Genomic DNA, 13640 nt, shown 5'->3' with positions numbered 1-13640 from the left:
AGGCAAGCCAGCTCCCACATTGGATCGCGGGGCATCAGTTATATCTGTGTCGGCTGCCAGGCCGTCACGGGAGCAAGCTCCCTCGCCACAGATTTAGCGTCGTGCCGAAGTTGTGTAGATACCTATGCTCATCGCAGGCAAGCCAGCTCCCACATTTGAATGCGTTCACACATCAAAATGTGGGCTTGCCTGCGATAGCAATCTCAAGGGCGACGCCAATCACAACTTGGCAATCGACACCTCAGTGGATTTCACAAAGGCAATCACTTCACTGCCGATCACCAGCTCCAACTCCTTGACCGAACGGGTGGTGATTACCGAGGTGACAATGCCGGACGCGGTCTGCACGTCAATTTCCGACAGCACGTCGCCGACCACGATTTCCTTGATGGTGCCTTTGAACTGGTTACGCACGTTGATGGCTTTAATAGTCATGGTGTTTTTCCTGTGTGAGTTATTGAGCCCAACGCAATTGCGTCGGCAGCGGTGAAACAGGTTCGGGTTCCGGTGGGGAACCGGGTAGCGACAGCACGCGGTTGAGCACTTCGGCTTCCAACGCGGCCAGGCGGTGTGAGCCACGGGCCCGTGGGCGTGGCAGGTCGATGTTCAGGTCGAGGCCGATTTCGCCGTTTTCAATCAGAATCACGCGGTCGGCAATCGCCACGGCTTCGCTGACGTCGTGGGTCACCAGCAACACCGTGAAACCGTGCTTGCGCCACAGGTTTTCGATCAGTTGCTGCATCTCGATGCGGGTCAGGGCATCCAGTGCGCCCAGCGGCTCATCAAGCAGCAACAGGCGCGGCTGATGGATCAACGCCCGTGCGAGTGCCACGCGCTGTTTCTGGCCACCGGACAACGCCGCCGGCCATTCATTGGCGCGCTCGGCCAGGCCAACCGCTTCCAGCGCATCCAGCGCTTTGGGCCGCCAGTCGCCCTTGAGGCCCAGGCCGACGTTATCGATGATCTTCTTCCATGGCAGCAAGCGCGCTTCCTGGAACATCAACCGCGTATCTTCAATCGCTTCGTGCAGTGGCGCGGAGCCGGCCAGCAGCTCGCCGCCACTGGCTTTGTCCAGCCCCGCCAACAGGCGCAGCAAGGTACTTTTGCCGCAACCACTGCGGCCGACCACGGCCACGAACTGCCCCGCGGGAATATGCAGGTCAATCTCTTTGAGCACTTGGCGGGTACCAAAGGCCTTGCGCAATTTGCGCACCGCCAGCGGGATACCCTTCAACAGACGCGGAGGTTGTTGAGCCGTCATGCTGCACCTCCTTTGACTTGATACGCCGGGTGCCAGCGCAGCCACACACGCTCCAGCCCGCGGGCTGCCAGGTCGGCCAGTTTGCCGAGGATGGCGTACATGACGATGGCCAGCACCACCACGTCGGTTTGCAGGAATTCACGGGCATTCATCGCCAGGTAACCGATGCCGGAGCTGGCCGAGATGGTTTCCGCCACAATCAGCGTCAGCCACATGAAGCCCAGGGCAAAGCGCACCCCCACCAGGATCGACGGCAGCGCGCCCGGCAGGATCACTTGCCAGAACAGGCTGAAACCGGACAAGCCATAGCTGCGCGACATTTCCACCAGTGCCGGGTCGACATTGCGGATGCCGTGGTAAGTGTTCAGGTAGATCGGGAACAAGGTACCCAGGGCCACCAGGAAAATTTTCGCGGTCTCATCAATGCCGAACCACAGGATCACCAGCGGAATCAGCGCCAGGTGCGGCACGTTGCGGATCATCTGCACCGAGCTGTCGAGCAAGCGTTCGCCCCACTTCGACAAGCCGGTGATAAAGCCCAGGGCCAGACCGATGCTGCCACCGATCACAAAGCCCAGACCGGCGCGCCAGCCGCTGATGGCCAGGTGCGTCCAGATTTCGCCGCTGACCACCAGGTTCACCCCGGCTTCGATCACCGCACTCGGCGCTGGCAGAATGCGCGTCGACAACCAACCCGCCGACACCGACAACTGCCACACCGCCAGCAATAAGATCGGCAGCACCCAAGGCGCCACACGATGGCTGATTTTTTCTAAGTCCATAACGGCGCCTCAGCTCTGCGACGCAGCTTTGGGAAGGATGTCATTGGCCACCATCTCGCCAAACGGGCTGACGTAGCCGGCGCTTTTTGGCAGCTCGGGACGTTCGATATCCAGGTGCGGGAACAACAGCTCGGCGACCCGATACGACTCTTCCAGGTGTGGATAACCGGAGAAGATAAAGGTATCGATACCCAGGTCCGCGTACTCCTTGACCCGCGCCGCAACCGTTGGGCCATCGCCCACCAGCGCCGTCCCTGCGCCGCCACGTACCAGGCCGACGCCAGCCCACAGGTTGGGGCTGACTTCCAGGTTGTCACGGCTACCGCCGTGCAAGGCTGCCATGCGTTGCTGGCCCACCGAATCGAAGCGCGCCAAGGACGCCTGGGCCCGGACGATGGTCTCGTCGTCCAGGTGGGAGATCAGTTTGTCGGCGGCTTTCCAGGCTTCGTCGTTGGTCTCGCGCACGATCACATGCAAACGAATACCAAAGCGCACCGTGCGCCCCAGTTTTGCGGCCTTGGCGCGTACCTGCGCGATCTTTTCCGCCACGGCTGCCGGCGGCTCGCCCCAGGTCAGCACCATCTCGACCTGTTCGGCCGCCAGGTCCTGGGCGGCTTCGGAGGAACCCCCGAAATACAGCGGCGGGCGTGGCTGTTGAATCGGTGGGTAGAGCAATTTTGCGCCTTTGACGCTGATGTGCTCGCCGTCGTAGTCCACGGTCTCGCCTTCCAGCACACGGCGCCAGATGCGGGTGAATTCCACCGACGCCTGGTAGCGCTCTTCATGGCTCAAGAACAATCCGTCGCCAGCCAGTTCTTCCGGATCGCCACCGGTGACCAGGTTGAACAGCGCACGGCCACCAGACAGGCGATCCAGGGTCGCGGCCTGACGCGCGGCCACGGTCGGGGAGATGATCCCAGGGCGCAGGGCAACCAGGAATTTCAAGCGCTGGGTCACGGGGATCAGCGAGGCGGCCACCAACCACGAGTCTTCGCAAGAGCGGCCCGTAGGGATCAACACCCCGCCGAAACCCAGGCGGTCGGCAGCCTGGGCCACCTGTTGCAGGTAACCGTGGTCGACAGCGCGGGCGCCTTCGGCGGTACCAAGGTAATGACCGTCGCCGTGGGTGGGCAGGAACCAGAAAATATTGAGGCTCATGGAGTTGTCTCCTGAATGAAGTCGGATTACGGCGCTTTGGCAACCGCGGCGGGTGGCGTCCAGATCACGTCCTTGATGCTCAAGGGCTTGGGGATCAATTTGAGTTGGTAGAAGGTGTCTGCGATTTTCTGCTGGGCGGCGACCACTTCCGGGGTCAGGAACAGCGCGCCGTAGCCCTGGCGTTTCACCGACGTGAGGGTGATATCTGCTGGCAGGCCGAGCAGTGGGGCGACCTGCTCAGTCACTTCCTGCGGGTTGGCCTTGGACCATTCGCCTACCGCACGCACCTCTTCCACCAACGCCTTGATCACTTGCGGGTGCTGTTCGGCGTAGGGTTTGGTGGCCAGGTAAAACTGATGGTTGTCGGCAATCCCGGTGCCGTCTCGCAGGGTGCGCGCTTGTAGTTGCTTCTCGGCGGCGGCCTGGTACGGGTCCCAGATCACCCAGGCGTCCACGCTGCCACGCTCGAACGCAGCACGGGCATCGGCGGGCGGCAGGAACACGGTCTTCACGTCGGTGTAGTTGAGGCCGACGTCTTCCAAGGCACGCACCAGCAGGTAGTGCACGTTGGAGCCTTTGTTGAGCACGACCTTTTTACCCTTGAGCTCGGCCACCGATTTGATCGGCGAATCCTTGGGCACCAGGATCGCTTCGCTGGTAGGCGCGGGTGGTTCGTAGGCGACGTAAAGCAGATCGGCGCCAGCCGCCTGGGCAAACACCGGTGGGGTTTCGCCAGTAACGCCGAAGTCGATGGAGCCGACGTTCAGGCCCTCGAGCAATTGCGGTCCACCGGGGAACTCGGTCCACTGCACCTGCACGCCTTGGTTGGCCAGGCGCTTTTCCAGGGTGCCCTTGGCCTTGAGCAGCACCAAAGTGCCGTACTTCTGATAACCGATCCGCAAGGTCTCGGCGGCTTGGGCTTGAACGATGGCGCCGAGGGACACAGCCGCAGCAAAGAGTGCGACCAGACCACGACGCAAGATGACAGTGCGCATGGCGCTCTCTCCAACTGTGCGATTAAGGTTTTGGCTGCACCTGCTTGGCCGTTGTCGGCTGAGTAAGGTGAGTGTTTCCAGCTTTTCGGGGTGAGGCTCAGATGCTCCAGCGAGCACTCAACAAACGTTCATTCAATACGTCAGGGTCCAGCGGTTTTGGCCGGCGCGCCATGGCGCTGTAGAGCTGCTCCAGGGCTTCGTGCAAACGCTGTTCGAGTACCGGCACCAGTTGCGCCTGCACGCTGCCTTCGCCATAGGCGATCTGGCTGTCTTCGGCAAAAATACCGTGGAGCAATTCCTGGGCCTTGAGGGCCGACAGCACCGGCTTCAGGGCGTAGTCCACCGCCAGCATGTGGGCGATGCTGCCGCCGGTCGCCATCGGCAGCACCACCTTGTGGGCCAGGGCACGCTCCGGCAGCAGGTCCAGTACGGTCTTCAACGCCCCGGAAAACGACGCCTTGTACACCGGCGTGGCAATCACAAGGCCGTCGGCATTGGCGACTTGTTGCAGCAGGTCGATCACCTTGGGGCTGTCGAAGCGCGCATGCAGCAAGTCTTCAGCCGGGAAGTCCCGTACCTGGTAACTCACCACTTCCACGCCCTGCTGTTGCAGCCACTGACGGGTTTTATCCAGCAAGACCCCAGAGCGGGACCGCTGGCTGGGACTGCCTCCAAGTGTTACGACCAGCATGCAGGAGATTCCTTGAGCAAGTGTCGGCGGTTCGCTGTACGGCGATGGCGCCAAGATGGGATAGACCTTATCAGCAGATTTATATATCTATAAATCTTATTTATTCATTTGTTTATTCCATAAAAACATAAGCGATTGATCAATCCCCAGGCGAAAAAAAAGGCCGTGGAAACGGCCTGAAAACCCCTGCTGTGTGAGACGGTTTGCAACTTGCAGCCTGTGCTGTTCATGAGGCCGCCATCGCGGGCAAGCCCCGCTCCCACAGGGGAATGCGGTCAACTGTGGGAGCCGGGCTTGCCCGCGATGGCGATATCAGCCTTAACGATTGGGTTGTGGGGTAAGACGCAGGTACGGCTTCACCGCGCGATAGCCCTTGGGAAAGCGTTTCTTGATCTCTTCCTCGTCCTTGAGTGACGGCACGATGACCACCTCATCCCCATCCTGCCAGTTGGCCGGTGTTGCCACCTTGTGGTTGTCGGTCAGCTGCAGCGAGTCGATCACCCGCAGGATTTCATGGAAATTACGCCCGGTGCTGGCCGGGTAGGTGATGGTCAGGCGGATCTTCTTGTTCGGGTCGATCACGAACAAGGAGCGCACGGTGAGAGTATCGCTGGCATTCGGGTGGATCAGGTCGTAGAGGTCCGAGACCTTGCGGTCTGCATCGGCCAGGATCGGGAAGTTGACCACGGTGTTCTGGGTCTCGTTGATGTCGTCGATCCACTTGTGATGCGAGTCCACCGGATCTACCGACAGGGCGATGGCCTTGACGCCACGTTTGACGAATTCATCCTTGAGCTTGGCGGTGAAACCCAGCTCGGTGGTGCACACCGGGGTGAAGTCCGCAGGGTGGGAAAACAGCACACCCCAGCTGTCGCCCAGCCATTCGTGGAAGCGAATCTTGCCGGCGCTGGAATCCTGTTCGAAGTCGGGGGCGATGTCGCCCAGTCTTAGGCTCATGGTGTGGCTCCTGATGAGTGCTTATGGAGCCCACTGTGCATGGATTTTTTGTGATTTAAAAAGAATAAATATCGATTTATCTAGACGATAAAGGAATATTAAAAATCAGTTCATTGGACTTGGGAACGGCCTGAGGCCAACATCGCCTTCAAGGTTCGAGAAGGCCTTGAGACGCTGCAAAAAGAGGGATTCAGGAAGGGTTTGCGGGGTTGAGCCCGACTTGAACAGCAAGACACCTTGCCCGGCATTGCGCCGGGCAAGGTTTTACAGTCTTACAACAGCGGGATCGAGTAGCTGACGATCAAGCGGTTTTCGTCCTGGTTACGCGCGTTGGCGATGTCGCTGCGCCACATAGCGTTTTTCCACGCCACGCCGACGTTCTTCAGCGGACCTTCCGGTACGACGTAGGCAACAGTGATGTCACGCTCCCACTCGGACTGGCCGGTGAACTCGGTACGGTTGCTGGAGACGGTGTCGATATGATCACCTTTCAGGTAAACCACACCGGCGGTCAGGCCAGGTACGCCGACTTTGGCGAAGTCATAGGAGTAGCGAGCTTGCCAGGTACGCTCGCCGGCACGGGCGAACTTCTGGATTTGCATGTCGGTTGTGATGTAAGCCGACGAGCCGTCACCCTGGTTCAGCCAAGGGAAGTCGCTGCTACCGTTGCTGACCTGATAACCGCCACCGAAGGTGTGACCGGCGACCGAGTACAGGAACAGGCCGCTGTACAGGTTGTTGTCGACTTTGCCACGGCCGGAGTTCACGCCGCCGTAGTTGCCCGTCGAGAAGTAAGCGGACTGGTTACCGTTGTTGCCATCGTCGGAGCTGTTGAAGTAGCGCAGGTCAGACTTCAACACGCCAGGGCCGATAGCCCAGTTGTGGGTCAGGCCCAGGAAGTGTTGCTTGTAGAAATCTTCCAGGTTGCCGTAGTAGTACTGGGCGGTCAGATCCTTGGTGATCTTGTAGTCGCCACCGGCGTAGTAGAACTTGTTGCTCGAACGCCAGTTCACACCGCGGCTGTTGGCGCCGGAAATGGACAGGCTTTCGTTGTTGCTGGAGTTACGGCCCTTGGCCTTTTCGATCTGGCCAGCAACCAGGGTCAGGTCCTTGATGTCGCTAGAGGTGATCTGGCCACCTTGGAAGGTTTGCGGCAGCATACGACCATCGTTGGTGACGATGACCGGCAGCTTGGGCTGCAAGGTACCCAACTTCAGTTCGGTTTGAGAGATCTTGGCTTTGGCAGTCAGGCCCAGGCTGGAGTAGTTATCAACGGCTTCGCCATTGGACTTGCTCGGGAAGATCGTGCCGCCGTAGGAGCTGGCAGTCGCGCCGTTGGTGCCACCGCCGGAATCCAGGCGAACACCCAGCAGGCCGATAGCGTCCAGACCGAAGCCGACGGTGCCTTGGGTGTAACCGGAGATGAAACGCAGATCGAAGCCTTGGCCCCACTCTTCGTTCTTGTTCGCACCAGCGCCTTCGCGGTTATCGGTGTTGATGTAGAAGTTACGCAGGCCCAGTGTGGCCTTGCTGTCTTCGATGAAACCGGCAGCGCCTGCTTGCTGGGCGATTGCGCCCAACGTTACAGCCACAGCCAAGGTGGACTTCTTCATGTACCGCTCCTCTCATTTCTAATTTTTGTATTTCTTTGGTCTCGGGTCTGACGCCCTAGATCCACAGATGCGCGATTAGCGCCAGATAGTGACCACCAAGTCAATCGTAACCTTGTGTGTCTACTACCTTCGTCTAATCGCAGTTGATTTGGTCCCTGCAGGGTAATGAGTTTTTCATACACCCAAAAAGAATTATTTCATTCTTTTTCATACGATCCAGGAATAAGGCTTTCCGTGAAGCTGGCCGGTCAGGATAGACGCGCCGCTCCATAAGCTAATTCCTAAAGGGTATTTACTGGTGCTTTTTTAGATCGATTAGTGTGGCCGTACGGTTGCATACGTCACTCACGATCAAAAAGGCGACGCCATCATGGCCAAACGCACATCCTCCCGTCAATTTGTTACAGTTTTTGTATCGCTATTACTTTCTTTTGGTGTCAATGCCGCCGACCTGACGGTGGGCTACCAGACCGGCATTGATCCCAGCAAGCTTCCCCAGGCCGACGGCCTCTACGAAAAAGCCATTGGCGAGAAAATCGCCTGGCGTCGGTTCAACAGCGGGCCGGAGGTGGTCACGGCCATCGCTTCGGGTGATGTACAAATCGGCAACCTCGGCTCCAGCCCGCTCGCGGCGGCGGCCTCGCGCAACCTGCCGATTGTGGCGTTTATCGTATCGGCACAGATCAACGCTTCTGAAGCCCTGGTGGTGCGCAACGGCAGTGGCATCGATAACCCCCAGGACTTGATCGGCAAAACCATCGCCACTCCGTTCGTCTCGACCTCCCATTACAGCCTGCTCGGCGCGCTGAAACACTGGGGTCTGAACACCCAGCAAGTCAAAGTGGTGAACCTGCAACCGGCCGAAATCGCCGCTGCGTGGAAACGCGGCGACATTGATGGGGCTTTTGTGTGGTCCCCGGCCTTGGGCGAAATCCGCAAGAGCGGCAAGACTCTCACAGACGCGGCGCAGGTGGGCCAATGGGGTGCACCCACATTTGAGGTGTGGGTGGCGCGCAAGGATTTTGCGCAAAAACATCCTGACGTAGTGGCCAAGTTCGCCAAAGTTACCCTGGATGCCTTTGCCGACTATGCCGCCCACAAAGACAGCTGGACGGTGGATTCCGAGCCAGTGCAAAAAATCGCCAAACTGACAGGTTCAAATGCCGACGACATTCCGCAGCTCTTGGCCGGTACGACGTTTCCGGATGCGCAGGCACAGCAAACCGCTGCGCTGCTCAAGGGCGGCACGGCGAAGGCGATTGAGGAGACGGCGAAGTTCTTGAAGGAACAGGGGAAGGTGGAGACGGTGCTGCCGGATTATTCGGCCTATGTGACCGACAAATTCATCACACAATAAATACAGTCTTTGGTGGGAGCTGGCTTGCCTGCGATGCCAGCAACTCGGTCCTTCAGATAAACCGAGGCGCCGCTATCGCAGGCAAGCCAGCTCCCACACAGAGCAGTACTCTTTTACAGGGCCTTCTCGAAAATCTTCGAATTGCGCTGATAGTTGTACAGCGACGCGCGCGCCGACGGCAGGCGGTCCACGCTGCTGGGTACAAAGCCGCGTTCGCGGAACCAGTGGGCCGTGCGCGTGGTGAGTACAAAGAGGGTTTTCAAGCCTTGGGCGCGTGCCCGGGTCTGGATGCGTTCGAGCAACACATCGCCTCGCGCGCCGTGGCGGTACTCCGGGTTCACTGCCAGGCACGCCAACTCCCCCGCATCCGAATCCGCGATCTGATACAGCGCCGCGCAGGCGATGATCATGCCTTCGCGCTCGACCACGCTGAACTGCTCGATCTCACGCTCCAGCACTTCCCGCGAACGGCGCACCAGAATGCCCTGCTCTTCCAGCGGGCTGATCAGGTCCAGCAAGCCGCCGACGTCTTCAATCGCCGCTTCGCGCACCAGTTCGAATTGTTCCTGGGCCACCAGCGTACCGCCACCATCGCGGGTGAACAGTTCGGTAAGCAAAGCGCCATCTTCGGCGTAGCTGACGATATGGCTGCGCCCTACTCCACCCCGGCAGGCTTCGGCAGCGGCATCGAGCAGTTCGGCTTGATAGTTGCTGCCCAGGCGTTGCAGGTGCGCGGGTACTTGTTGTGGGCGCAATTCACGCACCAGGCGGCCGTTCTCATCGATCAGACCGGGATCGGCGCCGAACAGCAGCAACTTGTCGGCGCCCAGGTCGATGGCGGCGCGGGTGGCGACGTCTTCGCAGGCCAGGTTGAAGATCTCGCCGGTGGGCGAATACCCCAACGGCGACAGCAGCACGATAGAGCGCTCATCCAACAGACGGTTGATGCCCTTGCGGTCGACCCGGCGCACTTCGCCGGTGTGGTGGTAGTCCACGCCTTCAAGCACGCCGATTGGCCGTGCGGTGACCAGGTTGCCGCTGGCCACACGCAGGCGCGAGCCCTGCATCGGCGAGGACGCCATGTCCATGGACAAGCGCGCCTCGATGGCAATGCGCAGATGGCCCACCGCGTCGATCACACACTCCAGCGTCGCAGCATCGGTGATGCGCAAGCCTTCGTGGTAAGCCGGGGTAAGGCCGCGTGCTTCAAGGCGGGTTTCGATTTGCGGGCGCGAGCCATGCACCAGCACCAGGCGCACACCCAGGCTGTGAAGCAGCACCAGGTCGTGGACGATATTGCCGAAGTTGGGGTGGTCCACACCATCGCCAGGCAGCATGACCACAAAGGTGCAGTCGCGGTGGGCGTTGATGTAGGGCGAAGCGTGACGAAGCCAGTTGACGTATTCGGGCATAACACCTGGGCCTGTAATAAAAAGCAGCCAAATAAAGGATCAATCGTGAAAGCGCACAGCGGCTGATGGTTATCGTCGGAACAGGCTTGGCGACACGCTCACTCTCCTTATGTACGAATGGGCAGGGGTTAATTTATGCAGGTTTCAGGCAGTAGTGTTCGATCAGTTCCCGCAATAGACGCACTGTAGGCCTCAAGCGTGACATTTCAAGGTACTCGCCAGGCTGGTGGGCGCAGGCAATGTCGCCAGGGCCGAGCACCAGGGTTTCGCAACCAAGGCGCTGAAGATAAGGCGCTTCGGTGCCGAACGCTACTGCTTCGGCACGATGACCGGTCAAACGCTCCGCCACCCGCACCAACTCGGCGTCTTCGGGCTGCTCAAAGGGTGGCACTTCGGGGAACAACGGCGCGTAGTCGATCTTGACCTTATGCCGCTCGACCAGGGGTTCGAGCTTCTGGCGGATCGCGGCGCGCAGCACCTCGGGGTCCATGCCCGGAAGAGGGCGCAGGTCGAACTCCAGGGAGCACTGGCCGCAGATGCGGTTGGGGTTGTCGCCGCCGTGAATGCAGCCGAAGTTCATCGTCGGCTGCGGCACGCTGAATTGCGCGTTGCGGTACTCGCGCTGCCAGGCCAGGCGCAGGCCGCGCAATTCGCCGATGGCGTCATGCATGGCTTCCAGGGCGCTGTGGCCCAGACTGGGGTCCGACGAGTGGCCACTGCGCCCGAGGATCTCGATGCGTTCCATCATCACGCCCTTGTGCAGGCGGATCGGCTTGAGCCCGGTCGGCTCGCCGATCACCGCTGCACGACCTAATGGACGCCCCGCCTCGGCCAGCGCACGGGCACCGGACATAGAGCTTTCCTCGTCACAGGTGGCAAGGATCAACAGCGGTTGCTTGAAGGGTTGGTCCAGCAGCGGCAACACCGCGTCGATAACCAGTGCGAAGAACCCCTTCATGTCACAACTGCCCAGCCCTACCCAGCGGCCGTCGACTTCCGTCAGCTTGAGCGGGTCGGTGTTCCACAGCGCCGCGTCATACGGCACGGTATCGCTATGCCCCGCCAACACCAAGCCACCGGGGCCGCTGCCGAAACTGGCCAACAGGTTGAACTTGCCGGGGCTGACTTGTTGGATATCGATGGCAAAGCCCAGGTCGCCCAGCCAAGCGGCGAGCAGGTCAATCACCGGGCGGTTGCTCTGGTCGAGAGAGGCCTGGGTGCAGCTCACCGACGGCGCGGCGATCAAGGCGGCGAACTGCTCTTTCATGGACGGTAACGGCATGCGCGGTCTCCCAACTTCCCGGATGAACCTCACTATAGAGGCATCTGCGCAACACAATAAACCGTTGCGGCACGTTGCCGGGCTCAGTCCTGTACACTGCACGACCTTGGCAGCCACACTTTTCCCCGGCTGCGCTCCCGATCCTGGATTTTCCGGCCATGCAGAAAGAAACCGAAATCAAGCTACGCGTCAGCCGCGAAACACTCGCCGCGCTGCGTGAGCACCCGTTACTGAAAAAACGCAACAAAAGTGGCTGGGAACGCCGTGAGTTGATGAACCAGTACTTCGACACCCCCGAGCGTGACCTGGCCCAGGCCAAGGTTGCCCTGCGCCTGCGCAAGGACGGTGACGACATCATCCAGACCCTCAAGACCCGCGGCCAAAGCGTCGCCGGCTTGTCGGAACGCAACGAATACAACTGGGACCTGCCCAAAGCCAAGCTCGATGTGAAGAAACTCGATGGCGAGTGCTGGCCCGAGCAACTGGCCGAGCTGGACAAAAAGACCCTCAAGCCGATCTTCACCACCGACTTCGTGCGTGAACGCGCCGAGATCGCCTGGGGCCGTGGCAAGGCCAAGGTGGTGATCGAAGCCGCCCTGGACCTGGGCCATGTGGTGGTCGGCAAGCAGAAAGAAGAAATCTGCGAGCTGGAACTGGAACTGCGCGAAGGCGAACCGGCGGCCCTGCTGGAGCTGGCCGCCGAGCTGGCCGCAACCCTGGCCCTGATGCCGTGCGACATCAGCAAGGCCGAACGCGGCTATCGCCTGTATGACGCCAGCAGCTACTCCCTGAGCCTGCCGGCGCCACAGATCCACGCCGAAATGCCATTGGACGACGCCTTCGCCGCGATCCTGTGGCACCTGCTGGGCAGCAGCCAGCGCCTGGCCGAGCAATACCGCTTCAATGGCCACTGGCGCCTGCTGCAAGACTGGGTCGAGAACCTCGGTGAATTGCGCGCCCTGATCGGCAGCCTCGGCCAGGCCGCGCCACGCCAATCCACCAGCGAGCTGCGCAGCGCCCTGGATGCGTTGCTGGAAGACTGGCGCCCGCTGGTCCAGGCCGGTGACGACGATGAAGACATTCGCAAAGCCGCGCCGGAACAGTTCATCGAAGAGCTGCAAGACGTGCGCTGGGGCCTGTTCTCACTCAACCTCTCGCGCTGGCTGCTGGCCCGCACCTGGACGGCCGAACGTAACGTGCGTGGCAACCGTCAGGGCGCTGCACAAATTACCAACTGGCTGCCACGCCTGCTGGCCGACGACGCCGTCGCCTTGCAATTGCAGCGCTACCAGCAACAGCCGGAAGATCTGGCCGAGCAACTGCCGCGCATCGAACGCATCCAGGCCTGGCTGCACCATGCGCGCCATGTGGTGGACATTCCTGAACTGGACCGTTTGTACGGCGAGCTGAACAAGCTGGCGCACTTGGCAAACCAGCCGATTACCGATGAATCGCTGGATGCGCGTATGCACCAGGCGATTGCGGTTTATCAGAATCGTGCCTGGAAGACCCTTCTGCGCCTGTAATCGCTATCGCGGGCAAGCCCGCTCCCACATTTGCTGTGGGAGCGGGCTTGCCCGCGATGAGGCCCTCCCTGTCAGCGCAATACTGGCAGGCTGGTGGTGGACTTGATCTCCGACAGCGCCACAATCGAGTTGACCTCCTGAATCCCCGGCACCATCGACAACTTCTCAAAGAAAAACCGCTCGTACGCCTCGATATCCGAGGTGACGATACGCAGCAGAAAATCCACCGCCCCCATCAGCACATAGCACTCCAACACTTCCGGGAACCCGCGAATCGCCTCGGTGAACTCGGTGAAATTGGAACGACCGTGGGCGTTGAGTTTGACTTCGGCGAAAATCTGCGTGTTGAGCCCGATTTTCTTGCGGTCCAGCAGGGTGACCTGGCCGCGGATCACGCCCTCCTCCTTGAGCCGCTGAATACGCCGCCAGCATGGCGACTGCGACAGGCCGACCTGTTCGGCAATCTGTGCACTGGAGAGCGAGGCATCCTCTTGCAGCAAGGCCAGGATGCGGCGGTCGTAGGCGTCCAACTCACTGTGCATAAAAGTACCCATGAATAGGCTTATCTTGAATTGTTTTGGTCTATTTATCGCCAAACAGGCTTAT

General features: G+C 60.2%; 13 protein-coding genes. 2 read left to right on the top strand and 11 right to left on the bottom strand.

The window, feature by feature from the left end; all coding sequences use genetic code 11:
• Positions 1-219: 219 nt before the first annotated feature.
• The 8 genes from GIV35_RS03415 to GIV35_RS03380 all read right to left on the bottom strand — a co-directional run bounded on the left by GIV35_RS03415 (position 220) and on the right by GIV35_RS03380 (position 7457).
• Positions 220-435, bottom strand: coding sequence for a TOBE domain-containing protein (locus GIV35_RS03415; protein WP_003176783.1), 216 nt, complete (start codon positions 433-435; stop codon positions 220-222).
• A gap of 19 nt (positions 436-454) precedes the next feature.
• Positions 455-1261 (bottom strand): aliphatic sulfonates ABC transporter ATP-binding protein, encoded by an 807-nt coding sequence (ssuB, locus tag GIV35_RS03410; protein ID WP_014720389.1) that lies wholly within the window; start codon positions 1259-1261, stop codon positions 455-457.
• Positions 1258-2043, bottom strand: a complete 786-nt coding sequence (ssuC, locus tag GIV35_RS03405) for an aliphatic sulfonate ABC transporter permease SsuC (protein ID WP_003195258.1) — start codon at positions 2041-2043, stop codon at positions 1258-1260. Before ssuC ends, ssuB begins: the two co-directional genes overlap by 4 nt.
• 9 nt (positions 2044-2052) lie before the next feature.
• Positions 2053-3201 carry an FMNH2-dependent alkanesulfonate monooxygenase gene (ssuD, locus tag GIV35_RS03400; protein ID WP_060763929.1) on the bottom strand — a complete coding sequence of 383 codons (1149 nt, stop codon included), beginning with the start codon at positions 3199-3201 and terminating at the stop codon, positions 2053-2055.
• A 26-nt stretch (positions 3202-3227) separates the two neighbouring features.
• Entirely contained in the window at positions 3228-4196 is a 969-nt protein-coding gene (locus GIV35_RS03395) for a sulfonate ABC transporter substrate-binding protein (protein ID WP_236264301.1), read from the bottom strand.
• A gap of 97 nt (positions 4197-4293) precedes the next feature.
• Positions 4294-4887, bottom strand: a complete 594-nt coding sequence (gene ssuE / locus GIV35_RS03390; protein WP_014720392.1) for an NADPH-dependent FMN reductase — start codon at positions 4885-4887, stop codon at positions 4294-4296.
• 318 nt (positions 4888-5205) lie between these two features.
• Positions 5206-5844 (bottom strand): peroxiredoxin, encoded by a 639-nt coding sequence (locus GIV35_RS03385; RefSeq protein ID WP_105228904.1) that lies wholly within the window; start codon positions 5842-5844, stop codon positions 5206-5208.
• A gap of 272 nt (positions 5845-6116) precedes the next feature.
• Positions 6117-7457 carry an OprD family porin gene (locus tag GIV35_RS03380; RefSeq protein ID WP_105228905.1) on the bottom strand — a complete coding sequence of 447 codons (1341 nt, stop codon included), beginning with the start codon at positions 7455-7457 and terminating at the stop codon, positions 6117-6119.
• 370 nt (positions 7458-7827) lie between these two features.
• On the opposite strand from GIV35_RS03380, the gene tauA reads away from it, so the two are divergent.
• The gene (tauA, locus tag GIV35_RS03375; protein WP_236264302.1) at positions 7828-8814 is read left to right on the top strand and encodes a taurine ABC transporter substrate-binding protein; all 987 of its coding nucleotides are present in this window, start codon (positions 7828-7830) and stop codon (positions 8812-8814) included.
• A 113-nt stretch (positions 8815-8927) separates the two neighbouring features.
• On the opposite strand, the gene argA is transcribed toward tauA, so the two are convergent.
• Together argA and argE are read right to left on the bottom strand one after the other, a co-directional pair.
• A complete protein-coding gene (argA, locus tag GIV35_RS03370; protein ID WP_003195273.1) occupies positions 8928-10226 on the bottom strand; it encodes an amino-acid N-acetyltransferase in 1299 nt (432 codons plus the stop codon).
• A gap of 133 nt (positions 10227-10359) precedes the next feature.
• Positions 10360-11508, bottom strand: a complete 1149-nt coding sequence (gene argE / locus GIV35_RS03365) for an acetylornithine deacetylase (RefSeq protein WP_236264303.1) — start codon at positions 11506-11508, stop codon at positions 10360-10362.
• 158 nt (positions 11509-11666) lie between these two features.
• On the opposite strand from argE, the gene GIV35_RS03360 reads away from it, so the two are divergent.
• On the top strand, positions 11667-13034 hold the full coding sequence (locus GIV35_RS03360) for a CYTH domain-containing protein (RefSeq protein WP_020301821.1): 1368 nt from the start codon (positions 11667-11669) through the stop codon (positions 13032-13034).
• 71 nt (positions 13035-13105) lie between these two features.
• Here GIV35_RS03360 and GIV35_RS03355 read toward each other — a convergent pair whose 3' ends face one another.
• Entirely contained in the window at positions 13106-13576 is a 471-nt protein-coding gene (locus tag GIV35_RS03355; RefSeq protein ID WP_003195279.1) for an Lrp/AsnC family transcriptional regulator, read from the bottom strand.
• Positions 13577-13640 lie beyond the last annotated feature (64 nt).

It is taken from the genome of Pseudomonas sp. PA-1-6B, assembly GCF_021609545.1.
In the GTDB taxonomy this organism is placed as follows: Bacteria; Pseudomonadota; Gammaproteobacteria; order Pseudomonadales; family Pseudomonadaceae; genus Aquipseudomonas; species Aquipseudomonas fluorescens_BV.
This window is presented reverse-complemented; position numbering and strand designations above follow the sequence as displayed.